Raw genomic sequence first — 25970 nt, 5'->3', positions numbered from 1 at the left:
GAAGGAAATCACATGTTTGGCATCTCCCCTTTAGGCTGGCTTCACACCCTTGGAAGTCTTCCGGCCATTCCCCTGGCGATCTACATGTTCGCTCGCCACGGCCGCATCACCCCGCGAAGCAACGCAGGCGTTTTTTATCTCGCCTCGATGGTGACCGGCGCGGTCACCGTTTTCCTGGTGGCGCATCAGCCGATCAGTTACGCCATTGCGATCGTGACGCTGGTGTTTCTGCTGGTGGGTTATGCTGCGAAATCCCTGGCCTTCCTGGGACGTGCGGCCGACTATGTAGAGACCATCGCGCTGACGGTCACGGTGTTCTTGCTGATGGTGCCGACCGTGTCGGAAACCTTGCGCAGGGTGCCGGACGGCCATCCGTTCGTGACCGATCTCAAGTCGCCGGTACTGCTGGGATTCCATGCAGGCTTGCTGGTGATGCTCATCGTTGGCCTGGGCGTGCAGGTCATGGTCCTGAGAAGGCAGCGCAAGGCAGTTGCCCCGGCTATACGCTGAGCCCGGGGTTCCTCCACGTCATCATCCAAGGAAACCATCATGGCCCGCAATCCAGTCACACCGGTTCTTCCTGTTGACCCGGTCGGTGCAGTCCGGCCGGTCGACAGCGGCTCGACCTATTTCAGGCATCTGGAACAATGGCAGATCATGTCCGAGGTCAATGCGGCAGAACGCCGCCGCAAGCTGAAAAAGAAGGAGGCCGAACAGCGGGCCGATGATGGCGAATTCAAGAAGGCGCTCAAGGAGAGTGAACGAGGGAGCCAGTGAGGGAGCCAATGAGCGCCTGGTGAAAGCGCAATGGAATATGCCCGGCGTTGACCGGGCTTTATTTCTTTGCGCTCAGGCGGGCAAGCTGCGTATCCATGATGGTGCCGAAGATCTCTGCGTCCCCATAGGCGCGCGCCGAGAGCATGGCGCCATGGACGGTCGCCATCAGTACCTCTGCTTCGACGTGGGGGGCGTGCGTGAGTTTGAGCGATTTGTTGGCCAGGCCGCGCTCCAGCACGGCGGTCAACCAGCCTGAGAGGAAACGGAAATAGCCGCGCACCTGCTCCGCCACTTCTTCCGGGAGGATGGGCATTTCACTGGCCAGCAGGGCGGCCACACAAAACGGGGCACTGGCGTCTTCGATGCAGGCCTTCCAGTGATCCACATAGGCACGCAGCTGATCGCGCGGCGCGGTAATGACGCGCGCAAGATTCTCCACGCCAAGCTCGGTCTGTGCGCGATGCGTTTCCACCAGCTTTTTCACGAGATCGGCCTTGCTGGGGAAGTGGTGGTGGATACTGGGCTTGCGTATGCCCACCACGTCGGCGATGTCGGCGTAACTGAAACCGTTGTAGCCGCCCGCGATGATCAGCGAACGGGCGCAGGCAAGGATGTCGTCAGCGGTAGAAGTCGATTTATTCATTCCCAGCATTCTACCTTCCAGTAGGTTCATTCACAACGCGCGTTGTTGCGCTGGTGCGCTGTTGGGTGCGAATGGCCCGGTGTGGTAGTGCATGAGCAAATTTCGATTGTTGAATTGCAGTGAAATCTGCCCCACTCCATCCATCCGGGGTACGAGACAACCCGATCAACATGAACGCCAAGCTACTGGCCTCTCACTCATAGGCAGACTTGTGACTCATGATGAAAGTCCACATCACCGCGGCACCTACGGTCTCCCCATACGACATCGGAAACCCATCCAGCCTTGCCCGCCAGCCCTCCTCGGTGGGCTCGACCGTCAGACGCCTCGTCTCGGCCAATTCCTCACACCAGGCAACCATGAGGCGATCCTCTTCCATGTTCATCGCAGCACCTCCGAAAGGATTGGGCATGACGTTTCCGATAGTCAGAACGGCTTGTTGGGCAGGAACTTGCCATCCAGGGTGATCACCGCCCGCGAACCGCCTTCGGGATCGTCGACCTTCTTGATGTCCAGCTTGAAGTTGATGGCGCTGATGATGCCGTCGCCGAATTGCTCGTGCACCAGTGCCTTCAAGGTCGTGCCGTAGATCTGCACCATTTCGTAGAAGCGATAGATCGTCGGATCGGTGGGCACGCCGCCAGGGATACTGCCGCGCAGCGGAATGGCCTGCAATTGGCGGACATCGCCGGCGTCCAGGCCGAGTCGGCCAGCAACCAGCTCGGCCGCTTCCCGGGGCAGGGCATGCTGTCCCAGCAGCGCTGCGGTCACGTAGGCCACGCGCAGGCCGGTGCCTTCGGCGAGATCGCTGAAGCTCAGGTCCTTGCTGGCCTTCGCTTCGATGACACGGGCGGTAAGTTCGACGCGTGCATCCTGGGTCACATTCGATTGAATCACGGTAAGGCTCCTTTTATGGTTGGGGAAAACTCATGCAGCTTTGCGCTGCTCGGGATAACTGCAGGCCACGGCGTCGGGATAATCGGCCAGGCTGACGAAGAGATCCAGCTTGCCGTCGAGGGCATTGATGGCGCCGGTTTCGATGTCATACACCCATCCATGCAGGGACAGCTTGCCCTGCTTCAGGGCCAGGGCAACGGTGGGATGCGTGCGGATATTGGTCAGCTGCGCAATCACGTTGGCGTACACCATCGCGCTGACCTTCGCCTCGGGGCTATCGTGACGATGCGCCTCGTTGACGGCCTTGGCGGCATCACTGTGACGCAACCAGTTCGCCACCGCCGGCAGATGGTCCAGGCAGGTGTGCTTGGCCACGGCGGTCATGGCGCCACAGTCACTATGGCCGCAGACCACGACATCGGTGACACCCAGCACCCCCACCGCGTACTCCACACTGGCCGTGACGCCGCCAGGTTCCGCTGTGTAGGACGGCACGATGTTGCCGGCATTGCGAATGACGAACACGTCACCGGGCTGTTGCTGCGTCAGGAGTTCAGGCACGACACGGCTGTCTGAACAGGCAATGAACAGCACCCCCGGATTCTGATTGGTGGCCAGTTTCTGAAACAGACCCGACATTGCCGGAAAGACGTTATCCTGGAACTTCATTGCACCTTCGATGAACGGTTTCATGTGCTGGCTCCTCGTTGCGATGAGTCCATCATCCTGCCTTTTAGCTATTGTTACCAAGACCAATTTTTTATAGAATCCATTGGTGTTACCAATAGTTTGCGTGGCGCATCCGGGTGTTTCTGAAGTCGCTGAAAACGACCCGGCATGTGGAAATACGCGACATCTCTGGAGGGCAATGTGCAGCTTCGTCATATCCGCTATTTGCTGGCCGTTGCCGAGCACGGCAATTTCACGCGTGCCGCCGAGGCGCTCCATGTGTCGCAGCCGACGCTGTCGCAACAGGTCATTCAACTTGAGGAGTCGCTTGGCGTGGTGCTGCTTGACCGCAGCGGCCGCACGGTCAAGACGACCGACGCAGGCCGCGTCTATATCGAGCACGCGCGTAAAGCCTTGCTCGAATTGGATGTGGGACGGCGTGCCATCCTGGACGTGCAGGAACTTGAACGGGGGGAACTGCGCCTGGCCACCACGCCGACGTTTACCGCCTATCTGGTGGGGCCGCTACTGGCTGCATTCCAGACGCAGTATCCGGGGATTACGGTACGGCTCAAGGAAATGTCTCTCGACACGATAGCGGCCGCGGTTGCCGCCGATGAGGTTGATCTGGGCATCGCGTTTCGGGTCTCGCGCCCCAACGAAGAGATCGAGTGTGAGACGCTGCTGAAGGAGCGCTTGAGCGTGGTGGTGGGCCGGCAGCATGATTTCTTCAAGCGCAAGGGCGGTATCACACCGCCGATGCTGGCCTCGGAACGGCTTTGCCTGCTGAGCGCGGATTTCGCCACGCGAGATCATGTCGATGACTACCTGCGAGCGCAGAAGATTTCGCCGGCCATCGTCATCGAAGCCAATACCATTGGCGCGCTGATCGAAGTCGTCAGGCGCAGCAATCTGGTGACCATTCTTCCCGAGGCCATCGGCGAGCAGCATGCCGACTTGCGCAACATCGCCATCTCCCCGGCGCCCAAGCCACGTAGCGCTACCCTGCTGCGTCGCCGGGATGCTTACCAGTCTGCAGCTGCCCTGGCTTTCACGCGATTGTGCAGGCTTGCTCATGCCTGACTTCGCCCAAGGAGGAACGCAATCGATCGCGGGCCGAGCCGGGCTTCACCGCTGCAAGGAGGGCTATAACTCCGTCACCAGCCGATGCAGCGTCTCCGCCGTCTCAGTCGGCCGGGAGAGAAATGGCGAATGCCCGCTATCGATTTCCTTCACGCGGCTGCAACCGGCGCGGGCGGCCATGACCCGCTGCAGCACCGGATCAAGCACGCGGTCCCTGGTACAGACGACGTAACTCTTGGGGAGTTTTCCATAGCGTTCTTCGGTCAGTTGTACCGGACTGAGGATGGGTGCAACCGCCTGGGCCCGGAACTGCGGCGCGGCCCACGCGGCAATGGCATGGGGTGTGTCGTGCATGAACCTGGCCACCCGCTTGTCGGCCTGCGTATCGACGATCTGATGATCGTCTTGCATGCCCAGGATGACCGCCTCCTTGTCGAGCACCACGTCCGACAGTGAATCGATGGATTCACCGTCGCTCGGCACATAGCCACCCAGGTAGATGATGCGCGCTACGTCCTGCGCATTTTTCTCTGCGGCAGCGGCCACGGCAATGCCGCCCAGGCTGTGGCCGACCAGCGTGACGCGCTTTCCTATGGAGACGATGGCCTTGCGGATGGCTTCGGCATATCTTTCGAGGGTCACCTCGCCAAAGGGGGTGGTGTCTTCGCCACTTCCCGGCATGTCGATCGCATGCACTTCATGCCCGCGCATGGTCAGTTCGGCACTGACTGCGGGCCAGATCCACTTGCCTTGCCAGGCGCCATGAACCAGTAAAAAGTTGGCCAATCGATTCTCCTTGTCGTGCGCTGGCGGAGGCAATCGCCTGCTCAGTCAGATGCTTGGGTATACCCCACGGTGCGTTGCATGCTAGCCCCTGCGCTTTACAAAGACAATCCAGACAACAACCATACATCAATCCCGCAACGACGGAGATCGGTAACGGGCTCACTGCCTCACTGGCTAAACGTTACCGACGCACGGCAATACTTCCAGTCCCGCGCCCATCCATCAGCACATCATCACGGCTGGTTTTAAAGACACTCACCAGCCGTTCAAGATGTCTTGCTTGCGTATCCAGGGCCCCTGCTGCCGCAGCCGATTCTTCGACCAGCGCCGCGTTTTGTTGCGTCACATCGTCCATACCGGACACTGCCTGGAACGTGTCAGAAATTGCGCGATTCTGATCACCCGAAGTTTCGTTTATTCGTTGCATCAATGCGCTGACCTCACGGATAGCATCAATGATTTCATTCATTGTCGTCCCCGATTGAGCCACGAGTTGTGCCCCCTCATCTACGCGCCCCAGGGAATCATCGATCAATCCCTTGATCTCCTTGGCGGCCTGAGAACTACGCTGAGCCAATGTCCTCACCTCAGTTGCCACAACAGCGAAACCACGTCCCTCCTCACCTGCTCTTGCTGCTTCGACCGCAGCATTGAGCGCGAGGATATTTGTCTGGAATGCGATTGCATCGATCACTGAGATGATCTCCGATACTTTGCGAGAGCTGTCGGTAATGCCGCTCATGGTCTTCACTACTTCAGAGACCACTTTGCCCCCCTGCTCCGCAATTGTTGAAGTTTTTTTGACAAGAGCATCGGCCATCGCCGTCTGATCTGCATTACGCTGGACCAGACTTGTCAACTGCTCCATGTTGGCCACCGTTTGCCCCAGGGTCGCAGCTTGTTCCGATGTGCGCATGGCCAAGTCGTTATTCCCGGCAGCGATCTGAGAGGAAGCCGAAGCGATACTCTCTGCACTGCGCCGAACCTCATTGACTGCGCTCGACAAGTGTTTCTGCATGCTCTTCATTGCGAAGACAATGCTGCTTTGATCTTGCTCAGCCGCCTTGATAGGTACAGTGAAATCACTTCCTGCAATACGTAGCGCAATAGCGGCAACTTTCTCTGGGTCACCGCCAATCGTCCAGCGCAGACGACGATTCAATAACGTGACCAGCAAGACCAAAAAGCTACAGATGATGATCAACACCCCGCCGGAGTAAAACAAGGAATCCCTGAAGGCTCTATTGATGTCGTCGACGTAGACTCCTACGGTGAGCACCCACCCCCAGGGTTGATATGTTGCAACTCGCGTCAATTTCGGCAAGGCCCGCTCTTCACCCGGACGAGCCCACAGGTAGCTCACAAATCCGGTGCCGTCCCCACTTTTGGCGGCCGCAATAATGTCCCGGTAGAGGGGATAACCACTCGGATCCTTGAATCCCATCATATTTTTCCCATCCAGCTCGGCTTTTATGGGATGCATGACCGTCACACCGTCCGTATTGGTGATAGTGATGTAGCCATCCTTCCCATAGCGCATGTACCGGATCGCACTTCTCGCTCTCTCCTGTGCTTCGACAAGACTGAGCTTTCCTGCCTTGACCTGCTCATCAAATTGGCGAATCTGATTAAGCCCCACTTCGGCAAGATTGGTGAGATCCTGCTTGCGCTCGTCAATTCGGATTGAACGCATCTGAATCGCATCTATAACGAAGACGCCTGCGATACACAGCAGGCTAAGGATAAGCGGAAGCCAAAGTGTTTGACGAAAAGTAAGCTTCATAATTGGTTGGGATTTTGATCGATGCGCAAGACAGCCTCCAGGACGCGAGAGATAAATGCCAGGCATTTTCGCTAAATGGGCTTAATGCTGCTTTGACGCAAGGCGTTTAAATGAGATAAATAAAGACACAATATATATCGAAAGTAGCGATGCGCGCTGACGGCCTCGATAGGATAGGTATTGAAGCTAACTACGCATCCAACTCTCAATCCGGGAAATCACTCGCTGCCTGGACATCTCCCGCAATACGGTTCGCCGTTATATTCGGTCAGACGCGATCAAACCAGCATACCCAGCAAGGTATTAGCCTGGTTGTCTTGATGAATTTTTTCCTTGGCTCTCCGCTTGGCTCAATCCGTAAAAGCTCGCAAGCAACGAAGAACCCTGAAACAGGTGTTCCTGGATCTGAGAAAACAATGATGTGAGGGGTCGTACGACCGTGTGGCTGCCTTTGGCAGGGGTGGAAGGTGGAAGGTGGAAGGTGGAAGGTGGAAGGTGGAAGGTGGAAGGTGGAAGGTGGAAGGTGGATCACATGGAGAGGGTCAACTCCGTTAATGCAGCGATACGATTCGTGCGTCAGAGTTTTAGCTCCCTCAGGTAGCTGCGCAGTTTGTCTCTCCAATAATCCGGATAATGGAAAACATAGTGCCCATCGTGACCGGTTGTCGGGCTGATAAATAGCGTCGCTTTTCCGCCCGCGCGTGTAAAGGCGTCATAGCAAGCATTGATGGTGGCCACAGGATAGCGGCTGTCTTGTTCCGCGAATATCCAAAGCATCGGCGCTTTAGTCGTCTTCCCGGCTTCTTCAAAGCCATTGATCATTGTTGTGATCAAGTAGCTGGCACCGTTCCCCCAATTGTCCGTACGTCCGCCGGAGAAATTGATTGCGCCAATCACTCCCGGGATGTTCTGGCTTGCGATATACATCGTGCTATAACCACCAGCTGATTGACCGCTCACGAGCATGCGCGAAGCGTCGATGGCCGGATGGTGCTTCAAGACGTCAAAGGCAGGCAAGATATCCATCGCATGGCGACGCGCGGAATAAAGTGGATCCCCATCAAAGCGACTTGCCGAACCTTGATAAAGACCTTCAGACATCCCGATACCTCGGCGTGCCGGAAAGGCTACGGCAATTCCCTGACTGAGGAACTCCTTGGCAACCACCGTATCGCGAAATCGTTGCTTGAACCGGATATAGACGCTATCCATTTCAATGTCACCATGGTTGAACACCACCACAGGAAATGGCCCGTCGCCATCCGGTCGCAACAGCGTCATTTCGATGCGCGGCCCGCCCGATGGAACCTCATAGGTCAATACCTCTTCATGCCAAGCGATTTCTGCATGATCGGCGCCGATGCTCTCCGGCGCTGCCTGGTTAAACAACAGCGCAGCCGTGGCGTTCGCAAATGGCTCCTCCAATCCTGTCAACACAACCTGAGAACCTCGCTTGCATGAGACAGCAGTTTCTGCTTGCGCATAATTTGCTTGAATCAGCCTCAGATGACTATGAAGTGCAACCCATTGGGCCTCGAAAAAAGGCCCTATATCGCATTTGGCACTCGGTACGTGGATCAATGTCGCCCGGCCGGCGAGAGACTGCCAGTTTTCCATTCGCGCGCGGCTGAAGTTTCCGGACACGACGATGACCTTATCGATCAGCGCGCCGTTATTCTTGGCGAAATTGAGCGCAGGTATTGCAGTGCTTTGGTAGGACCCGACGGAGATGGCGGCGGCAGGGAAGCGGTTATGCAGGTAGGTGCTTGCCTCCTGCAAGTCCCTGGCCATCTCGACCTGCCGGCGAAGCGGGTCACGATTCTTGGCATCGCTGGGCACATCCAGGTAGATCACTTGAATGCCTTTGCGCGCCAATATCCCCGCGGCACGCACCCAAGGTGAAAAGGAATTCAATTTCCCGTTACGAACATTCGGAGTAGAAGCGGGCGATGGTACCAGTACGATTTTTTCAGGTACCTGATGCATGCCGTATAAGGCCATTGACGTCTTTTCGGGGCTTCCGTCTTTTCCTCTTAACGGCACCTCCTCAATGACCCACTTCCCGGCATCGGGGATTTCATCGTCGGCTTGCGGATTTTCTTGCGCGCAGACCAATGGGCCAATAAACAGCAAGGACAGCACGCTGGAGACAAACCCGGCTTTAATCAACTTGCGCGTACTCATCACCCCTCCGTTGGGCAACCTGTCGAAAACGTCTCAATCACTCATTTTGCAAACTATCGGTTCATCTCTATCACGTCTTCATCCGACAGGGTTCCGGCTGAAGCCCTCAGTTTCAGACTTTGGATAAGAACCTCGTAGTTGGCTTTCACCGAATCTCGCTGGGCAGTATAAAGCTGCTGCCGTGCATTGAGCACGTCTGCGATAAGGGGGGGGGCCTGGACGATTTCCAGCCTGGTTCGCTTTGAGGGCGTTTTGGCAGGACTCCACTGCCGCCTTCATCGCCTCATAACCGGGGAAATGCTACTAGATTGAGCACAACTGGATACATAGGGCTTACATCGACAAAAAACAAAAGGGTTACAAACCTCATCGGTCTGTAACCCTTATATAAACTGGTGGCCCCCCCGTGAGTCGAACACGGCACCAACGGATTATGAGTCCGCTGCTCTAACCAAGCATGAGCTAGGGGGCCAAAAAATCAGCCGGCGATTTTAACATCTCGCCGGCCAATCCTGACTCACCCTTAAGATCAATTCCCTTCCAGGAAGCTCTTGAGCTTGTCCGAACGCGAAGGATGGCGCAGCTTGCGCAATGCCTTGGCTTCGATCTGGCGAATACGCTCGCGGGTCACGTCGAACTGCTTGCCCACTTCTTCCAGCGTATGGTCGGTCGACATCTCGATACCGAAACGCATGCGCAGCACCTTCGCTTCGCGCGGGGTCAGGGAATCCAGGATGTCCTTGACCACGTTGCGCATCGAGGCATGCAAGGCCGCATCGGCCGGCGCCAGCGTGTTGTTGTCTTCGATGAAGTCGCCCAGATGGGAATCGTCGTCGTCACCGATCGGCGTTTCCATGGAGATCGGTTCCTTGGCGATCTTCATGATCTTGCGGATCTTGTCTTCCGGCATTTCCATCTTGATCGCCAGGGTCGCGGGATCCGGCTCGGCACCGGTTTCCTGCAGGATCTGACGCGAGATGCGGTTCATCTTGTTGATCGTCTCGATCATGTGCACCGGAATACGGATGGTGCGCGCCTGGTCAGCGATCGAGCGAGTGATGGCCTGACGGATCCACCAGGTCGCATAGGTCGAGAACTTGTAGCCGCGACGATATTCGAACTTGTCCACCGCCTTCATCAGACCGATGTTGCCTTCCTGGATCAGGTCCAGGAACTGCAGGCCACGGTTGGTGTACTTCTTGGCGATCGAGATCACCAGACGCAGGTTGGCCTCGGTCATCTCACGCTTGGCCATGCGCGCCTTCTTCTCGCCAGCGCCCATCTTCTTGTTGATCGCACGCAGGTCCGGCAGCGGCAGTACCACGCGCGCCTGCAGGTCGATCAGCTTCTGCTGCAATTCCTTGATGGCTGGCACGTTGCGGCTCAGCACGGTGCTGTAGTCATGGTTGGCGGCGACTTCGCCATCCACCCAGTCCAGGTTCACTTCATTGCCCGGGAACACCTTGATGAAGTGCGCGCGCGGCATGTTGCACTTGTTGACGGCCACATCCAGGATCTGGCGTTCCACGGTACGCACTTCGTCCACCTGTGCACGCAGGGTGTCGCACAGCTTCTCGACGATCTTGGCGGTGAAGCGGATGCCCAGCAGCTCGTTGGAAATGATTTCCTGTGCCTTCACGTAAGGCTTGGAGTTGTAGCCTTCCTTCTCGAAGGCCTTGCGCATGTTCTCGAACTGGGTGCCGATGACGGCGAACTTGCCCAGCGCGTCGCGCTTCAACTGTTCCAGCTGTTCGGCGGAGAAGCCGGCAGCGCCCGAGCCGCTGCTCTCGCTTTCCTCTTCTTCTTCGTCTTCTTCCTCTTCTTCCTCTTCCTCGTCGTCCTCATCGGAGTCGGAAGCGGCGGCCTCGACCTGCTGTTCGCTCTCGTTGGGATCGACCAGGCCGTCGACGATTTCGTCGACCTTGATCTCATCCTTGGAGATGCGGTCAGCCGCGGCCAGGATCTCGGCGATCGTGGTCGGGCAGGCGGAGATGGCCTGGATCATGTCCTTCAAGCCATCTTCGATGCGCTTGGCGATTTCGATTTCGCCTTCGCGGGTCAGCAGTTCGACCGAACCCATTTCACGCATGTACATGCGCACCGGGTCGGTGGTACGGCCGAAATCGGAATCGACGGTCGACAGCGCGGCTTCGGCTGCAGCTTCGGCGTCGTCATCGCTGGCCACGTTGGCCACGTTGTCCGACAGCAGCAGGGTTTCCGCATCAGGAGCGTGCTCGTAGACCGAGATGCCCATGTCGCTGAAGGTGCCGATGATGCCTTCGATGGCTTCCGGATCGACGATGTTTTCCGGGAGGTGGTCGTTGATTTCCGAGAAGGTCAGGAAACCACGTTCCTTGCCCAGCTTGATCAGGGTCTTCAGCTTCTGGCGACGGCGCTCCAGCTCTTCTTCGCTGGCTTCGGTATCGGAAGAGAAGGCGTCCTTCAGCAAGGCCTTTTCCTTGGCCTTGCGATCCTTGGCCTTGGCCTTGTCGGCCGCCTTCAGTTCGGTACGCTCGATGGTGTTCAGTGCGGCAACTTCATCGCTCTCGGGCTGGAATTCCTTGGGCTTGCGGCCACGGCGGCCCGGCACCTTGACGCTCGGCAGCACATAGCCGGACGTGTCGATGGCTGCCAGGGCAGCGGCATCAGTGGTTTGGCTTACGCTCGACGCAGCAGTCGCGCTGACGTCTTTGCCTTCCACCTGTGCGGCTTTGGTGGTCTTGGCGGTCTTGGTTTCGGGTTTCTTGGTGGTCACGGAAGTCTTCGTCGCTTTCACAGAAACCGCTTGTTCGGCGGCTTGAGGTAACTTGTTGGCTGGCGTTGCAGTCGCTTTGGGCGATGCGGCGCGGGCCGGCTTGGCGGCAGTTGTCTGGGCTGCCGTCTTTTTCGGCGTCGCTGCTGCTGCAGTCTTGGCCGTGGGTTTTACGGTGACAGCAGCCTTCGCCGTCCCCTTGACTGGCGATTTGGCGGCTACCGCCTGGGGGGTCTTGGCCGCGACGGTCGATTTTACCGCCGCTGCCGTCTTGCTGCTCTTTGCCGACGCTGCTGGAGTTTTCGCGGGTTTCTTCATTGCATTTGCCATAGAATCAACTGCCAATTGAGAATTCACTCATTGCGCCAATCAAGTCATGCTAATGATGCAACTCCGGTACCGGTTTCCCGGTAGACTCCGGCTGCACGCGCAACGTTCCTTTTACCGGCGGGCCATCGATCGCGTGCAGCAGGCAGTCATGCCGCTTGCAATCCGGCAGGCGGTACCGCTGTCTGCCGTCCTTCCTCCCGATGCGCCGGGGTGAAGGCATGTCGCCGCAGGGTGGGGATGCAAGAGCCATCCGGCGGAACTAAAGCCCTCTATTATAGCACAGATGGGGCTCTTTTCCCGGGGATCAAGCCGCGATATTCGGCCATCCGCCAGCGATCCGGTGCGTAAAACACGACAATTTGCAGTGCTTTACCGGGTTTTCCACACCGGGCCGATTCTTGCGCTCCTGCTCCTGCCCACTCTTCAGATCGGGTCACGCGAAATCCACGCAAGACCCTCCCTGCCGATTCTTCATTCCGCCCTCCCCGTTTGCCCGGGAAAGCCGATCCTCAACCTGCTGCGACCGCACCACCGGTCTGGCGCTTGAGCCATTCCTTGCGCTGCATCAGCTCGCGATAGCGATTGCGCTCTTCCTCGGTGCGCAGGTTGGAGGCCACCAGCATCTGCATCTCGTCATCGAGGGCGCGGATCCTGGCCTGGCGGATGGCGCCGGCCATCTCGGCCCGCACCACATCAAATTCGGATTCCGACTCGGCCGCGATTTCCGCGATCATCGAGTCAAACTCGGGGCCGCCCTCGCGCAGGTGCTCGACCAGCGCGGCGAAATTGGCCTGCTCGCCCATGCCCTGGGCCACACCGACCAGGTGCGCCAGCAGTTCAGCCTGGTCTGGCGCGATGCGGGCGATGGCTTCCAGCGCGGCGGCATCGAGGTCGGCCGAGAGTTGCGGATGCGCTACCAGCAGTCGCATGATCTGGCGCTCCAGCCCGACGGGGGCGGTGCGCTTGGTGCGCGGCGGGGCGCTGCGTACGCGCGCCACCGGCTTTTCCAGCTCAAACAGCACTTCCAGCTCGGCCGGCGTGGTCTGCGTGGCCTGGGCCACGCTGCGCACGATCTGCAAACGCAGGCCGGAAGCCGGCAAGGCCTGCAGCAGCGGCTTGGCGGCAAACTGCGCATGGGCGCGGCCTTCGGGCGTACGCAAGTCGTTCTCGCCGATGATTTCCTTCAACAGGAACTGAGACAGCGGCATGGCTTCGCGGATCTGCTCTTCAAAGGCCGGCGCGCCCATCTCGCGTACGTAACTGTCGGGGTCGTGCTCCTTGGGCAGGAACAGGAACTTGATGGTCTTGTTGTCCGACGCATGCGGCAGGCAGGCCTCCAGCGCGCGGCGGGCGGCGCGGCGGCCGGCGTTGTCGCCGTCGAAGCTGAAGATCACTTCATCGGTCTGGCGCACCAGCTTTTGCACGTGGATAGGCGTACACGCCGTTCCCAGCGTGGCCACGGCCTGCGGGAAACCCAGCTGGGCCAGCGCCACCACATCCATGTAGCCTTCGGTCACCAGCACATACCCTGCCTCACGGATCGCCTGGCGCGCCTCGAACAGGCCATATAGCTCGCTGCCCTTCTGGAACAGCGGCGTTTCGGGCGAGTTCAGGTACTTCGGTTCACCGCCATCCATCACACGGCCACCAAAGCCGATCACCTGGCCCTTGGTATTGCGGATGGGGAACATGACGCGGCCACGGAAACGGTCATAACGCTTGCGATGGCCACCGCCCTCTTCGCTCTTGTCGATCACGAGGCCGGACTCGACCAGCACTTCGTTCTCGTAGTCAGGGAAGACCTGGCGCAGGCTGTCCCATTCGTCCGGCGAATAGCCCAGGCCAAAGCGGGCAGCGACTTCGCCGGTCAGTCCGCGTCCCTTGAGATAGGCAATCGCCGGCTGGGCACTGCGCAGCTGATGGCGATAGAAATCGTTGGCGCGCGTCATCACGTCCGACAGGGCCATGCTCTTGGCCTGCTTTTCCTGGCGCTGTGCCAGGGGGATGTTGTCTTCGCGTTCGGGTACCACCATGCCCACGTTCTGGGCCAGATCCTTCACTGCTTCCACGAATCCCATGCCCGAATACTCGATCAGGAAACTGATCGCGGTACCATGCGCGCCGCAGCCGAAGCAGTGATAGAACTGCTTGGTCGGGCTGACGGTGAAGCTGGGGGATTTCTCGTTGTGGAAGGGACACAGGCCCATGAAGTTGGCGCCACCCTTCTTCAGCTGCACATAGCGGCCGACCACGTCGACGATGTCGACGCGGTTGAGCAGGTCCTGGATGAACGACTGGGGAATCACCTGGGCAGCGGGGCGTTAGGCAACGAGGCGAAGGGTCTGCTTACGCAGCCAGCGCGGCCTTGACCAGGGCGGACACGGCCGTCATGTCGGCACGTCCGGCCAGCTTGGGCTTCAAAACGCCCATGACCTTGCCCATGTCCTGGGGACCCACGGCACCGGTGGCAGCCACGGCAGCCTGGACTTCAGCCTTGATTTCGTCATCCGACAGGCTGGCCGGCATGTAGGTGGCCAGCACGGCCAGTTCGGCCTTTTCGATGTCAGCCAGGTCCTGACGGCCGCCGGCTTCGAATTGCGAGATGGAATCCTTGCGCTGCTTGACCATCTTGTCGATGATGGCCAGCACGTGGGTGTCGGTCAGTTCGACGCGCTCATCGACTTCCTTCTGCTTCATCGCAGCGGTCAAGAGGCGGATGGTGCTCAGCTTGCCCATGTCCTTGGCACGCATGGCGGCCTTCATGTCTTCCGTGATCTGCTCTTTCAAACCCATGGGGTACTCCGAAGATGAGGTGGATGAGTATTCTGCGATCTGGCGCCATCCCGCATCCAGTATTCCGGGCAGCAACAAAGCAGGGCCCGGTCTTGGCATCGTAGAACATGGATGGGCTTATCGCCAGCCCGAAATGGTGCTTTCCTTCCTATTTGGGGCTGCCAACAGGAAAAACCAGGCCAGCCAGCCGCCCGGAGAAAACACCACGACAAATCGGGAATAAATGCGAAAACCCGCTGCGGACCAACACCGGAGCGGGTTTACACATCGGCCGCACGAGTGCGCGGCGAGAAATTCTTAGTACAGCTTCTTCGGCAGCTGTTGGCTGCGGATACGCTTGTAGTGACGCTTCACGGCAGCAGCCAGCTTGCGCTTGCGCTCAGCGGTCGGCTTTTCGTAGAACTCGCGTGCGCGCAGTTCGGTCAGCAGACCGGTCTTCTCGATGGTGCGCTTGAAGCGACGCATTGCAACTTCGAACGGCTCGTTCTCTTTAACGCGAATAGTGGTCATGTAAATTCAAACCAGAAAGGTTAGGTTGGATTAGCAAAGAAAGCGATTGTAGCAGTACTGGCACCCGATTGGAAGGCCAAACGTGGCATTTTTTCCACCACCGTGGTAAAAAACAGCTAAGAATCAGGCACTTATCACAGTCAAGGTGATCCTTCACCTGAAGTCAAGGGCACATGAAGGAAAAAGTCCAACACCTGCCTCGCAGACCGGCCTCACACCGCGGAACCCGCCGCCACGCCTGAGGCCCAGGCCCACTGGAAATTGTAGCCGCCGAGCCAGCCGGTCACGTCCATGGCCTCGCCGATGAAATGCAGTCCCGGCACCTTGTTGGCCATCATGGTCTGCTGGGACAGTTCGCGCGTATCCACGCCGCCCAGGGTGACCTCGGCCTTGCGATACCCTTCCGAGCCACTGGGCAGGATCACCCAGCGATTGAGCGAATCGCCCAGTTTCTTGAGGGACTTGTCGGGCATATCGGCAATGCGCGCACCCGCATCGAAGCCATTGATCTTGAGCCACCCTTCGGCCAGGCGGTTGGGCAGCCATTGCGCCAGCAGGTTGCCGAGATTTTTCTTCAGCGTGCCCTTGCCCTCGATGAGCGTGTCGGCCACATCGAGTTGCGGCAACAGGTTCAGCGTCAGCGGGGTGCCGGGTTTCCAGAAACTGGAGATCTGCAGGATGGCTGGCCCCGACAGCCCGCGATGGGTGAACAGCAGGTCTTCCAGGAAATGCCCGCGCTCCTTTTTGACGCCAGTCTCCACCTCTACCTCCAGCGCTATGCCGGCCAGCTCGGTGAGCGATTGCCAGGCTTTGCCGTCGAAGGTCAGCGGCACCAGGCCGGGACGCGTCTCCACCAGCTTCAGGTCGAACTGGCGTGCGATGCGATAGGCGAAATCGGTGGCCCCGATCTTGGGAATGGACAAGCCGCCGGTCGCAATCACCAGACTGCTGGCCTCAATCTCGCCGGCACTGGTGGCAATGCGGAACTGCTCCCCGCTCTTGCCGACCTCCTGCACGGTGCAGGGCATGCGCCAGCTGACGTTGCCCGCCTCACACTCGGCCTTGAGCATGGCGATGATGTCTTCGGCGGAGTCATCGCAGAAAAGCTGTCCCTTGTGCTTCTCATGGAAACCGATGCGATGGCGCTTGACCAGCCCGATGAAATCCTGCGGCGTATAGCGCGACAAGGCGCTGCGGCAAAAATGCGGATTCTGCGAGAGATAGTGCTGCGGCCCCGCCCCCACATTGGTGAAATTGCAGCGGCCGCCGCCGGAGATGCGGATCTTCTCGGCCAGCTTGCCGGCATGATCGATAAGCACCACGCGCCGTCCGCGCTGGCCGGCCACGGCGGCGCACATCATGCCGGCCGCACCGGCACCGATGATGGCGACGTCAAATTGATTGGGGTTGTTCTTGCTCATGCTTCCTCCGGCACGCAACTCGGTGCAGCCCGAGGCCGCTTCAAAGCCGTGATTGTCCGCGATCCCGGCCCGAAAACACAAGAGCCAGGAAACAACGCGCCCTGGACCAGCCACAAAGACGAAGGGCCGGCATCTTGCGACACCGGCCCTTCGCCTTCTTCCTCCCATCATCCCGCGCGCTCTGCAAACACGCGGCATGCCAGGTTCCTCAACTTTGATGCAAATTTAACTTAACTAAAATTTTATATCATTTATACCGTTCATTGGAAATACGGCGGCGGCTCCACCCCCATCCACAGTTCCGAGGACAAGCGCATCATGTCATTGAGCGAGCCCCGCTGCGCAAACATCTGGCGCAGCCAGGCGGCATCTGACAGGCGATCATGCGCGATGCGGCGCAGGCGCGTGATGGTCTGCTGCTCGGCCTCGTTGGCGACATAAGGTTCCAGCAACTGCAATTGCTGCAGCAGGTGTTCATAGATGGGCAGCTTGCGCGATTGCGAAGGCGTAGCACCATGCAGGGCCAGTTGGCCATTGAGCCCGAAGCGGCTGGCCTCGAACCGGTTGAACTGGTACAGCAGGTAGAAATCATCATCCACCACGAACGGCCGCTCGGTCAGGATCCAGCGCGCCAGCAATTGCGCATAGGCACCCAGGTGCGCCGCATGCTCGATGGTCAGCGGCGTATCGCACACGCGGATTTCCACGGTGCCGTATTCCGGCTTGGGACGGATATCCCAGTAGAAATCCTTCATGCTGGCGATGATGCCCATCTGGTGCAGTTCATCGTAATAGGTTTCGAACTCGGCCCACTTGGTATGCACCGGCGCCGTGCCCGACAGCGGGAACGCCCGCACCACGTTGCTGCGCGAGGAATCGAACTTGGTATCTGCGCCCTGATAGAAGGGCGACGCCGCCGACAGCGCGATGAAGTGCGGCACGTAACGCGAGAAGCCATGCGTGAGATACAGCGCATCATCGCCATTCTCCACACCGATGTGGATGTGCTGGCCGAAGACGGTAAAGGTCTTGGCCAGGTAGCCGTATTTCTCGTGCAGGTAATGGAAGCGCTCGCTGGGCGTGATGCGCTGCTCGTTCCAGTGCTGGAAGGGATGCGCGCCACCGCCGGAGACATCGATGTTGAGATATTGCGCGCCACGGTTCAAGGCGCCGCGCAAGCCCTTCAGTTCCTCGATCAGTTCATCCACGCGGGTGTGGATGCCGGAGTTGAGCTCGATCATCCCCTGCGTCATTTCCAGCTTGATCTGCTTTTGCAGGTCACGCGGCTCGATCCAGTTCAGCAGATCGACCGCATCGCTGGCCAGGTTGTAGTTGCGGCGGTTGACCAGTTGCAGTTCCAGCTCGATGCCCATGGTAAAGGGCGTGGAGGAACCGAACGGCAGGATGCCGGCGCTGCCCTGGGCACCGGCCACATGGGCCTGGATGCCGGGGGACTCGTGTTCATTGCGGATCAGTGTCTCGGTATTCATTCGCGTCCACTCTCTCCAGATTTGATCAGGGCAAACTGCGTTGCCACCGGCCCCAGGAATTCCAGGACCACCATGCTGCCCGCCAGCAGCGGCAAGACATTGGCCGTGGTGTGCGGATACAGCGACGAAACCGTTTGCATCAGCCCCACGCCGACTTCGGTCATCGGCAAGGTACCCAGCGTGAGCAGGCCGGCCTGACGCCAGTTCATGCGGGCAAAGCGGGCAAACAGGAAGATGCCCAGACCCATCGCCAGGAAGCGCGCCGCGATCAAAATCAAGACCGAGAAGCCCAGCAGACTCAAGTCCGACAGCTTCATCGACGCGCCCACGGTGACGAAGAGCATCACCACGAACAGCTCATTGGCCACGCCAAACTCCAGCTCCATCAGGTCGAACTGGCGATCCAGGTTCTTGGAGAGGATGGCGAAGATCAGCATGGTCAGCATCACCGGCAGATGCAGCGCATGCGCCACGCCGATGGCCAGGGCGATCACCGAGATCACCAGCACGAACTGCGAGCTGTTTTCGCGGCCCAGCAGGCGCGCCAGCGGCATCATCAGCCAGTAGGTCAGATAGGCCAGGACGGCCGAGCCGACCAGCGAATACAGGGTGTGCTGGATCAGGGTCCAGACGGGCGTGCCGGCCTCATGGGCGATCACCGGCAAGAGCGCATAGGCCGCCAGCACGGCCACGAAGTTGTTGAGCGCGGTCATGGCTGCCAGGCGGCGCGTGACCTGGCCTTCGGCCTTGAGGTCGCGCAGCACCACCAGCACCACGGCCGGTGCGGTGGCAATGGCCATCACGCCACCCAGGAGCGCCATCACCGAATCGGTACCGAACCAGGTGAGCGCAATGCTGACGAAACCGAAACACAGCACGGCCGAGACGGCCACGGTGATCATCAGCCATTTTTCGCGGCGCAGCCAGCCGATGTCGACGTAGCGTCCCAACTGATACACCACCAGCGCCACGGCGATGTCAGCAAAGATGTTGGTGACCTTGAGGACTTCACCGGAAAGCAGATTGAAACCGCCGGCGCCCAAGAGGAAACCGACCAGCAGATAACCCGTGATGCGTGGCACCCATGGGGACTTGGAAACTACGTAGCCCGCGATCAGCCCGAAGAGCAGCAGGCCGCCGAATACCAGCAGGGCATTCCATTGCAGCGTCTGTGCGAGGGTGAACGACGGAAGAGCCCACTCCATATCTCCTCCTGTAACGATGTGGTGTTGAACCGCAGTGGCACGCCATCCCATCAGGTGACGGTGACATGCAGGTTGCGGATCGCGTGAGCAACATGCGGGACATGTTGCGCGCAAGCTGCGACACCGTAACGGCAGCAGCTGCCCGACGACATCGGGCCCGATTTCAGCAAGAAGATTATTGAAGAAAAAATCCCTCATCCAAAACCGGAGCACAGAAGATATCACTCTTGCTCTACGCGATGATCTTTTTTTTAACCTACAACGGAAATCTGCATTTCCTGATTTGATATTTATTGAATTTCTGGAAGTTATCCGAAGCGCATTGAGAAGATGAAGGTGGTTAGGGGAGCCTCAATGTTCGGTCAGGATGCCGTCGGCGGTAATCAGAGCAGACCTGATTCGCTTGTCAGAAAAGACTGACACGAGGGCGCTGCGATAGCGTGCCAGCTGCGCTGCATAATCGGCGCGCTCGCTATCGAGCAGACGGCGTTTGTAATCGATTACCCAGACTTCGTCGTCGAACATGACCACGCGGTCCAGCCGCATGACGCCAGACGGGGCGACGATTTCCATTTCATTGCGCGCCCAGCGATGCAGCGACGGATTGAAGAAGCGCTCCAGTTGCGGCTGTGCCAGCACCAAGCGTGCCTGCGCATGCACGACCTGCGCCATCTCCGCAGAGATGCCCAGCCAGCGCACCAAAGCAGGGGGCGAAGGCAGGTGCAGCGGCCATGCGTTGCCATGCGTGAGCCGCTCCAGCAGCGCATGCAGGGCCACACCTTCATCGATGGCTTCGGTGCTGACCAGCGTGCCATCGGCATCCACCTCGGGCAGCGCATCGTCCTCCTCCTGCGCCGCGCCGAAGAGCGACATCGGCACCGGCCTGGGATCGAACAGCGCCAGCGAGAATTGCTCCTCGATGGCGGCGGCATCGGCACCGTGAATCGCTTCCTCGCTGATCTCGCGCACCGGCGCATCGCTGGCGAAGAGACGCTGATACCAGCTGCCTTCCACTACCCCGCCCTCGCCCGCCCCGCGATTACCGGCCACGCCCGAGACCAGCAGCAATTGCTTGGCGCGCGTGACGGCGACGTACAGCAGGTTCCAGTCTTCCTGGGTCTTCAGGCTTTCTTCTTCCTGGAACAGATCCTCCCGTGCGCAGCCGCGTTCGCTGCGCCGGCCAAAGGCCGAGAAGTGTGTGGGGGCATCCTGGTCCTGCGGCCAGGCGCAGAGGATGCCGAGATTGTCTTCCACCGAATCGCTGTGATTGGCATCGAGGATGGCCACCACCGGGGCTTCCAGTCCCTTGGCGCTGTGCACCGTGAGGATGCGCACGGCATCGGCGCTGGCATCCACGCTCGCCTCGTCCGGCGCATCGCCACCCGAGGTACGCTGCAGGACGCGCAAGGCATCGATGAATTTGGGCAGGCTCGGATAGCGCCCGGCATCCATGTTCAGCGACAACTCCACGAAGGCTGCAATGTTGCCCAGGGTCTGGCTGCGCGTGAGCGGCGACGCATGCTGGGCGTAGCGCGCCACCAGTTCGCCCTGATGCAGGATCATGTCCAGCAGGTCATGCACCGGCAGGTGTGGTGCGGCCTGCAGCCAGCGCTGCAGCAGGGTCACGGCACGCACCAGAGCGGCCGAAGCGCTGCCCTCCTCCTGCATGCCTTGCAGATGCTGCCACCAGTGCCCGCCCTCGGCTTGCGCCACGCGGCGCGCGATCTGCACCAGGTCCTCATCGGCCGCGCCGATGATCGGGCTCTTGAGCACATGGGCCAGCGCGCGCGTGTCGTTGGGCGTGATGAGGAAGGTCAGCAGCGCAATCAGGTCGGCGATTTCCAGCGATTCGAGCAGGCCGCCGCGCTTGTCTGAAATGAAGGGAATCCCGGCGGCGCGCAAGGCACTCTCATAGGCCGCCAGGTGCGTGCGCTTGCGCACCAGCAGCATGATGTCGCCCCACCGCATGGAGCGCGTACCCCGGCCCTCAACCACCGGCACTTCGCGCCAGGCTTTGAGCAAAGCCTGCGCCAGCGCCTGCCCTTCCAGCAGGCGGCGCGCATCATCTTCCTCGCCGCGCGGCGTGGTCAGCGGGTTGCGCCAGGGGATGATGTCTTCAGCGTTTTCCGTGGACTCGGGAGAGGCCGATTCTTCGGCGGTTTCAGGCGCAATGACGTTTTCTGCATCCTCGTCCTGCCGCGCCAGGGGAAGCCGCCAGACCTCGCCCCCCGCAAGGCCCAGCGTGGTCTGCTGCGCGAACAGCGGATTGCCGCCCATGACGAATGAACGATTCAGTACATCGACCACGGCCGAGGCATTGCGGCGCGTCTGGTTGGCGCGCAGGATGGCGGCGCCCTGCGCGCGCAGCATCTCGCGCGCGGCCACGAACACGCGCGGCTCGGCGCGGCGGAAGCGATAGATGGATTGCTTGGGGTCGCCCACCACGAAGACGCTGGGCTGGGCCGCATCGCCGCCATAGGCATCGAGCCAGCAGCGCACGATGCACCATTGCAGCGGGTTGGTGTCCTGGAATTCGTCCAGCAGGATGTGCTTGTAGCGCGCATCCAGCCGGGTCTGCAGATAGGCAGCGCTGGCCTCGTTGCGCAGCAGGCGGTAGGCCTGCCATTCGAGGTCGGCGAAGTCCAGCACGCGCTGTTCGGATTTCACCTCCTGATAGCAGGCCAGGTAGGTGCGGCCGGCCGTGAAGAGGGCGCGATTGAGTTGCAGGACCGCCTTTTCCTTGCTGCGTCCCTGCAGCTTGCGCAGTGCGTGGCCGATGGCGTTGAACTCTTCTTCAAAGGCCGTCAGCGCAGCTTCCTCGCTGCTGCCGAAGTGCTGCACCAGCGCGGCCAGCAGCGACTTGACCTTGCCGTTCTTGCGCGGCTTGTCCTTGTCATCGAAGAACTGGCTGTAGAGGGCGTCGAAGTTCTCCAGCGTGGAACCTGCCGTCAATGCCGACTCGATGGCCACCGCGCGCGTCTTGTTGGCGCTGCCTCCTTGACCGAGCAGGATCGCGATCTGGCTGGCACGTGCTACCAGTGCGGCATCGTCCCACAGCGACAGGCGCGCATCGCGCTGCGCATCGGGGCCGCACAGCGTTTCCAGCCAGCGCAGCGGCGAGGACATGTCGGCTGACTCTTCGCCCTCCTCGCCATCGTCGTCCTGCGTGGCCGCCCACCATTCGGCGCGCTTGTCGATGAAGGCGTCGAGCAACTGTCGCGCATTGAAGTCGCCCGCCAGTTCATAGAGTTCCAGCAGTGCCGCCTTGACGGGCGCGCCCTCGGGCTCGCGCAGTTTCTGCATGAAGCGGCGGTAGGCTTCATCGATCAGCTCGCCATTTTTTTCGGTCAGGGTATAGCCGTGCGGCACGCCCGAGGCCAAAGGGGCAATCTGCAACAAACGGGCGAACCAGCTGTGGAAGGTGTCGATGGACAGACTCTGTTCAGACGAGAGGATGCGCTCGTAAAGCCCGCGCGCCACCGGCAGCAGCCGGGGCAGGTCGGGCTCGGCCACGCCGCGTTCGCGCAGCAGCGTGGCCGCCTGCGTATCGTCGGCCAGGGCCAGTTCGTGCAGCAGTTCGAGCAGGCGTTCGCGCATTTCCTGCGCGGCCTTGCGGGTGAAGGTGATGGCCAGCAGTTCCGGCGCCTGGGCCCCGGCCAGCAGCAGGCGCAACATGCGCGCCACCAGCAGCCAGGTCTTGCCGCTGCCGGCGCAGGCCTCGACCACCACCGAATGGCGCGGATCGCAGGCGGCACGCGTGAAGACCGCCGCCTCGACCGCTTCGCCATTGACCTCATAGGCCGCCGGTTGCTTGTCGGCGGCGCTCACAGCCAGGCTCCCTTGCGGCACAGGCCGCGCATCTCGCAATACTGGCAGACGGATTCGATGCCGTTGGCCGGCAGCGCCGCGCCGTGGGCAACGGCCTGCATGGTGGTGGTGATCTGTTGCTGGAGCATCTTCTGTTGGCGTGCGAAATCGGGGGCGGCGGCGTCGCCGGTTTTCTTGTCAGGGCCCAGTTCGAGGGCGACGTAGTGCGCGTGTTCCACTGCGCCACCGGCCAGCAGGCCATAGAAGGCCAGCTGGTGGTCATCTTCTTCCTTGACCTTCTGCCTGAGGCTGGCGGCGGTGCGGGTCTTGTAGTCGAGCACGGCGCGCTCGCCCTCGGCATTGCGGTCGACCCGATCCAGGCGGCCGTACAATTCGATACCGCCATCCTGCCATTGCAGGGCGTGTGACTGCGACTCTTCACCGAACGCGAATTGCCAGCCCTCGGCTTCGCGCTCGTTGGCCCACAGCAGATAGGCCGGCATCACCTTCTGCCAGCGCGCATGGAAGGCCAGCGCGGCCGGATGGCGCTGCATCTCGCGCTGGAAGACTTCCTCGGAAAGCTGCGCCAGCAAAGGCGCGCGGGCCGGTAGCGGGGTGTCGTTGTCGCGCAGGTGGGCGTGATAGCGGTAAAGAATTTCGTGCAGCCAGCTGCCGTAGTCGCGCTTCTCGGGCATGTCCGACAATTCATCCATCACCGCCACGCGCAGCATGCGTTGCGCAAAGAACTGATACGGGCAGGCCAGGAAGCTGCCGAAGCCGCTGGCCGACAACGACGCCGGCAACAGATCCGGCGCACTCGGCATCGGCATGGAGGAAAGCACCGCACGCAGTGATTTCATCGGCGGCGGCAGCGTCACCCGCTCCAGTGGGGCGGCACCCTGCTGCGCCAGCTTCAGTTCGAGGCGCTGGATCCACGGGCTCACGGGATTGGGCTCGCCATCCTGATGGGTCTGCCAGCACAGCACCACATCCGGATTCACGCACAGCAATTCGGTGAGGTCGCGCAGCTGCTGGCGCTGGCGCGTGGCGCGCGTGGCCAGGTTCAGTTCGCGCCGCACGGCATTGGAGAAGAACAGGGTTTCCTGCGGAGGTGAAGGCAAATGCGCGGCATCCGCACCGATCACCAGCACCGCCTCGAAACGCCGCAGCCGCGCGCCGTTCAGGGGCAGCATCACGACCCGCCGGTCCTTGATGGGCGGCATGAAGGAAGTCGCATCCAGGCGCAAATTGAGCAGCGCGCGCCATTCCGCAAAACTGAAGGTATCGCTCAATCCACCCTGCTCGGCGGCGATCTCGTCGAGCATCAGCAGGCATTGTTCACCGGCGCCATCGGCGCGCAGCGCAGCCTCCATGCCCAGCGCCTGGCACAGGCCGCGCTGCGCCTCGCACCATTGCGCCAGCGTCTTGCGGCCGCCGAAGCGCGCGGCCTGCTTGGCCAGCGTGATGATGCAGGCCAGGTCATCGGCCTGCCCGGCGTCGGCGAAGGCCGATTGCAGCGCCTGCCAGTCGCCGGCGATATTGGTACGGCGCAGTCGGGCTTCGATGCGCATGACGCGGTCGCTGCGGTCGGCATCATCGGGGAAGACGAAGGGCGACTTCAACAGGTCCAGCAGCGCATTGGTTTCACCCCGGGCCGAGACCAGGTCATTCCACGCGGCCAGCGCAGCGGCGGCGCGGGTGGTGGAGAGCTTCCAGCCGGTCTCGTCGGCCACGGCCACTTCGGCGCGTTCCAGCAAGGCGCGCAGGCGGCGTGCGGTGACACGGTCCTGGGCCACGATGGCGATGTCGGTCTTGCCCTGCTGCAGCCAGCGCAGCACGATCTGCGCGCTTTGGATGGCGGCGTTTTCCAGGTCGCCCGCCGGACACAGGCGCGGCAGCGCGATCGGGTGCGCCGGGGCGCCAGCAGCCTGGTCCGCCTCCATCGGCAGCGCTTCATCGTCGCGCACCAGCTCTTCCCACGCCGAGAGATACAGCGGATGCAACGGCGCGATAGCCGCGCGGCTCCAGTCCAGCGTGACGATGCGCACCGGCTGGCGCTGTGCGTAGGCCGACAGGAAGGCCGCATCCAGCGGCTCCGGTTCGGTCGGACTGACCCACACCAGCGGCAGGCTGGCCTGGCCGGCCAGTGCCAGCATCGCGTCGAAACGTTGCACGATGCGGTCATGGACATCGAGCTGGGTCTTCCACACCTGCCACACCAGCGCGGCTTCGTCGGAGAGCATGCCGTGCGCCGAAGGAGCCAGCGGCTCCAGCAGTTGCGCCAGGGCCTGGGTCCAGCGGCCCACCGCGGCCTCTTCGCCATCCGCATTGGCGCGGATCTCCGGCAGCAGCGCCAGGGTCAGCTCATCGGACAAGGACAAGAGCGTCTGTGCCAGCGGCAGCAGGTCGGCATTGCGGCGGGCGGAAAACATTTTCTTGAGCCAGCCATGTTCGCGCAGTTGCGCATAGAGCTGCATGAGCCGCTCGCTCTCGGAGGGCGGCGCACTCTCGCCCGGCGGCTGCATCGCCAGCAGGCCGGAGAGCGTATTGATGCGCGGGGCGATGTAGGGCCGACGCAGTTCGCGCGACAGCGCCGCCTTGAAATTCTGGGCGTGGGAAAACGCTGGGACCATCAATTGCACGCCCGAGAAATCCAGCGCCCCTTCCTGTTGTGCCTGCAGCGCCTGCCCCAGCGGCTGGCCCTCGCGCAGCAGCGCGCGCACGGCCTGTTGCCAGAAATCGGGAGTGGGCGGAATCGGTACGGTGGCAAGCAGCATGCGTTCTCTGGCGTCAGTGAGGGCTGGTGAGGATAGCGCGTATGGACACGGCCGGGGCGGCAC

21 protein-coding genes and 1 tRNA gene are annotated in these 25970 nt (G+C 60.7%); 5 read left to right on the top strand and 17 right to left on the bottom strand.

Going from position 1 to position 25970, the window contains the following annotated elements; translation table 11 throughout:
* Window positions 1-12: 12 nt before the first annotated feature.
* Together ACLRDN_RS04130 and ACLRDN_RS04125 are read left to right on the top strand one after the other, a co-directional pair.
* A complete protein-coding gene (locus ACLRDN_RS04130; protein WP_413459084.1) occupies window positions 13-510 on the top strand; it encodes a hypothetical protein in 498 nt (165 codons plus the stop codon).
* Window positions 511-549: 39 nt separating this feature from the next.
* Window positions 550-777, top strand: a complete 228-nt coding sequence (locus ACLRDN_RS04125) for a hypothetical protein (RefSeq protein ID WP_413459083.1) — start codon at window positions 550-552, stop codon at window positions 775-777.
* Window positions 778-835: 58 nt separating this feature from the next.
* Here the strand turns inward: ACLRDN_RS04125 and ACLRDN_RS04120 are convergent, their stop codons facing one another.
* The 4 genes from ACLRDN_RS04120 to ACLRDN_RS04105 all read right to left on the bottom strand — a co-directional run bounded on the left by ACLRDN_RS04120 (window position 836) and on the right by ACLRDN_RS04105 (window position 3010).
* Entirely contained in the window at window positions 836-1420 is a 585-nt protein-coding gene (locus tag ACLRDN_RS04120; RefSeq protein ID WP_413459082.1) for a TetR/AcrR family transcriptional regulator, read from the bottom strand.
* A 193-nt stretch (window positions 1421-1613) separates the two neighbouring features.
* The gene (locus ACLRDN_RS04115) at window positions 1614-1832 is read right to left on the bottom strand and encodes a hypothetical protein (RefSeq protein WP_134137310.1); all 219 of its coding nucleotides are present in this window, start codon (window positions 1830-1832) and stop codon (window positions 1614-1616) included.
* A 14-nt stretch (window positions 1833-1846) separates the two neighbouring features.
* The gene (gene cynS, locus ACLRDN_RS04110) at window positions 1847-2317 is read right to left on the bottom strand and encodes a cyanase (RefSeq protein WP_413459081.1); all 471 of its coding nucleotides are present in this window, start codon (window positions 2315-2317) and stop codon (window positions 1847-1849) included.
* A 30-nt stretch (window positions 2318-2347) separates the two neighbouring features.
* Complete coding sequence (locus tag ACLRDN_RS04105) at window positions 2348-3010, bottom strand: carbonic anhydrase (protein ID WP_413459080.1); 663 nt, start codon at window positions 3008-3010, stop codon at window positions 2348-2350.
* 144 nt (window positions 3011-3154) lie between these two features.
* Between ACLRDN_RS04105 and cynR the strand changes: the two genes are divergently transcribed.
* Window positions 3155-4069 carry a transcriptional regulator CynR gene (gene cynR / locus ACLRDN_RS04100; RefSeq protein WP_413459079.1) on the top strand — a complete coding sequence of 305 codons (915 nt, stop codon included), beginning with the start codon at window positions 3155-3157 and terminating at the stop codon, window positions 4067-4069.
* Between the two features lie 63 nt (window positions 4070-4132).
* Here cynR and ACLRDN_RS04095 read toward each other — a convergent pair whose 3' ends face one another.
* Entirely contained in the window at window positions 4133-4855 is a 723-nt protein-coding gene (locus ACLRDN_RS04095; protein WP_413459078.1) for an alpha/beta fold hydrolase, read from the bottom strand.
* Between the two features lie 181 nt (window positions 4856-5036).
* Complete coding sequence (locus ACLRDN_RS04090) at window positions 5037-6548, bottom strand: methyl-accepting chemotaxis protein (RefSeq protein WP_413459077.1); 1512 nt, start codon at window positions 6546-6548, stop codon at window positions 5037-5039.
* A 286-nt stretch (window positions 6549-6834) separates the two neighbouring features.
* On the opposite strand from ACLRDN_RS04090, the gene ACLRDN_RS04085 reads away from it, so the two are divergent.
* The gene (locus ACLRDN_RS04085) at window positions 6835-6945 is read left to right on the top strand and encodes a helix-turn-helix domain-containing protein (protein ID WP_413460338.1); all 111 of its coding nucleotides are present in this window, start codon (window positions 6835-6837) and stop codon (window positions 6943-6945) included.
* 269 nt (window positions 6946-7214) lie between these two features.
* On the opposite strand, the gene ACLRDN_RS04080 is transcribed toward ACLRDN_RS04085, so the two are convergent.
* The 3 genes from ACLRDN_RS04080 to rpoD all read right to left on the bottom strand — a co-directional run bounded on the left by ACLRDN_RS04080 (window position 7215) and on the right by rpoD (window position 11577).
* Window positions 7215-8822: a dienelactone hydrolase family protein gene (locus ACLRDN_RS04080; protein WP_413459076.1), complete on the bottom strand. Its 1608-nt coding sequence runs from the start codon at window positions 8820-8822 to the stop codon at window positions 7215-7217.
* A gap of 393 nt (window positions 8823-9215) precedes the next feature.
* Window positions 9216-9294 (bottom strand) — tRNA-Ile (locus ACLRDN_RS04075).
* A 57-nt stretch (window positions 9295-9351) separates the two neighbouring features.
* Window positions 9352-11577 (bottom strand): RNA polymerase sigma factor RpoD, encoded by a 2226-nt coding sequence (rpoD, locus tag ACLRDN_RS04070; RefSeq protein WP_413459075.1) that lies wholly within the window; start codon window positions 11575-11577, stop codon window positions 9352-9354.
* Window positions 11578-11629: 52 nt separating this feature from the next.
* Here rpoD and ACLRDN_RS04065 point away from each other — a divergent pair, with 52 nt between their 5' ends.
* Window positions 11630-11923, top strand: a complete 294-nt coding sequence (locus ACLRDN_RS04065) for a hypothetical protein (protein WP_413459074.1) — start codon at window positions 11630-11632, stop codon at window positions 11921-11923.
* A gap of 490 nt (window positions 11924-12413) precedes the next feature.
* Here the strand turns inward: ACLRDN_RS04065 and dnaG are convergent, their stop codons facing one another.
* The 8 genes from dnaG to ACLRDN_RS04025 form a co-directional block, all read right to left on the bottom strand.
* Window positions 12414-14210 carry a DNA primase gene (gene dnaG, locus ACLRDN_RS04060; protein WP_413459073.1) on the bottom strand — a complete coding sequence of 599 codons (1797 nt, stop codon included), beginning with the start codon at window positions 14208-14210 and terminating at the stop codon, window positions 12414-12416.
* Between the two features lie 40 nt (window positions 14211-14250).
* Window positions 14251-14697, bottom strand: a complete 447-nt coding sequence (locus ACLRDN_RS04055; protein ID WP_413459072.1) for a GatB/YqeY domain-containing protein — start codon at window positions 14695-14697, stop codon at window positions 14251-14253.
* A 297-nt stretch (window positions 14698-14994) separates the two neighbouring features.
* On the bottom strand, window positions 14995-15207 hold the full coding sequence (gene rpsU, locus ACLRDN_RS04050) for a 30S ribosomal protein S21 (RefSeq protein WP_006462949.1): 213 nt from the start codon (window positions 15205-15207) through the stop codon (window positions 14995-14997).
* A gap of 212 nt (window positions 15208-15419) precedes the next feature.
* On the bottom strand, window positions 15420-16628 hold the full coding sequence (locus ACLRDN_RS04045; RefSeq protein WP_413459071.1) for an NAD(P)/FAD-dependent oxidoreductase: 1209 nt from the start codon (window positions 16626-16628) through the stop codon (window positions 15420-15422).
* A 260-nt stretch (window positions 16629-16888) separates the two neighbouring features.
* Window positions 16889-18118: a YbdK family carboxylate-amine ligase gene (locus ACLRDN_RS04040; RefSeq protein WP_413459070.1), complete on the bottom strand. Its 1230-nt coding sequence runs from the start codon at window positions 18116-18118 to the stop codon at window positions 16889-16891.
* Window positions 18115-19323, bottom strand: a complete 1209-nt coding sequence (locus ACLRDN_RS04035) for a cation:proton antiporter (RefSeq protein ID WP_413459069.1) — start codon at window positions 19321-19323, stop codon at window positions 18115-18117. The genes ACLRDN_RS04040 and ACLRDN_RS04035 overlap by 4 nt, the downstream gene beginning before the upstream one ends.
* Before the next feature lie 351 nt (window positions 19324-19674).
* Window positions 19675-23151, bottom strand: a complete 3477-nt coding sequence (locus tag ACLRDN_RS04030; protein WP_413459068.1) for a UvrD-helicase domain-containing protein — start codon at window positions 23149-23151, stop codon at window positions 19675-19677.
* Window positions 23148-25907 (bottom strand): PD-(D/E)XK nuclease family protein, encoded by a 2760-nt coding sequence (locus ACLRDN_RS04025; RefSeq protein ID WP_413459067.1) that lies wholly within the window; start codon window positions 25905-25907, stop codon window positions 23148-23150. The genes ACLRDN_RS04030 and ACLRDN_RS04025 overlap by 4 nt, the downstream gene beginning before the upstream one ends.
* Window positions 25908-25970: the final 63 nt, after the last annotated feature.

The organism is Herbaspirillum huttiense (genome assembly GCF_047300815.1).
In the GTDB taxonomy this organism is placed as follows: Bacteria; Pseudomonadota; Gammaproteobacteria; order Burkholderiales; family Burkholderiaceae_D; genus Herbaspirillum; species Herbaspirillum huttiense_A.
Note: the sequence above shows the minus strand (reverse complement) of the source record. Positions and strands in the feature narration are given on the sequence as shown.

Bases quoted from the DNA above. Each gene is read 5' to 3' on its own strand.
- ACLRDN_RS04130 (WP_413459084.1), top strand. From the start codon at position 13: ATGTTTGGCATCTCCCCTTTAGGCTGGCTTCACACCCTTGGAAGTCTT.
- ACLRDN_RS04125 (WP_413459083.1), top strand. From the start codon at position 550: ATGGCCCGCAATCCAGTCACACCGGTTCTTCCTGTTGACCCGGTCGGT.
- ACLRDN_RS04120 (WP_413459082.1), bottom strand. From the start codon at position 1,420: ATGAATAAATCGACTTCTACCGCTGACGACATCCTTGCCTGCGCCCGT.
- ACLRDN_RS04115 (WP_134137310.1), bottom strand. From the start codon at position 1,832: ATGCCCAATCCTTTCGGAGGTGCTGCGATGAACATGGAAGAGGATCGC.
- ACLRDN_RS04105 (WP_413459080.1), bottom strand. From the start codon at position 3,010: ATGAAACCGTTCATCGAAGGTGCAATGAAGTTCCAGGATAACGTCTTT.
- cynR (WP_413459079.1), top strand. From the start codon at position 3,155: ATGTGGAAATACGCGACATCTCTGGAGGGCAATGTGCAGCTTCGTCAT.
- ACLRDN_RS04090 (WP_413459077.1), bottom strand. From the start codon at position 6,548: ATGCGTTCAATCCGAATTGACGAGCGCAAGCAGGATCTCACCAATCTT.
- ACLRDN_RS04080 (WP_413459076.1), bottom strand. From the start codon at position 8,822: ATGAGTACGCGCAAGTTGATTAAAGCCGGGTTTGTCTCCAGCGTGCTG.
- ACLRDN_RS04055 (WP_413459072.1), bottom strand. From the start codon at position 14,697: ATGGGTTTGAAAGAGCAGATCACGGAAGACATGAAGGCCGCCATGCGT.
- rpsU (WP_006462949.1), bottom strand. From the start codon at position 15,207: ATGACCACTATTCGCGTTAAAGAGAACGAGCCGTTCGAAGTTGCAATG.
- ACLRDN_RS04045 (WP_413459071.1), bottom strand. From the start codon at position 16,628: ATGAGCAAGAACAACCCCAATCAATTTGACGTCGCCATCATCGGTGCC.
- ACLRDN_RS04040 (WP_413459070.1), bottom strand. From the start codon at position 18,118: ATGAATACCGAGACACTGATCCGCAATGAACACGAGTCCCCCGGCATC.
- ACLRDN_RS04035 (WP_413459069.1), bottom strand. From the start codon at position 19,323: ATGGAGTGGGCTCTTCCGTCGTTCACCCTCGCACAGACGCTGCAATGG.
- ACLRDN_RS04025 (WP_413459067.1), bottom strand. From the start codon at position 25,907: ATGCTGCTTGCCACCGTACCGATTCCGCCCACTCCCGATTTCTGGCAA.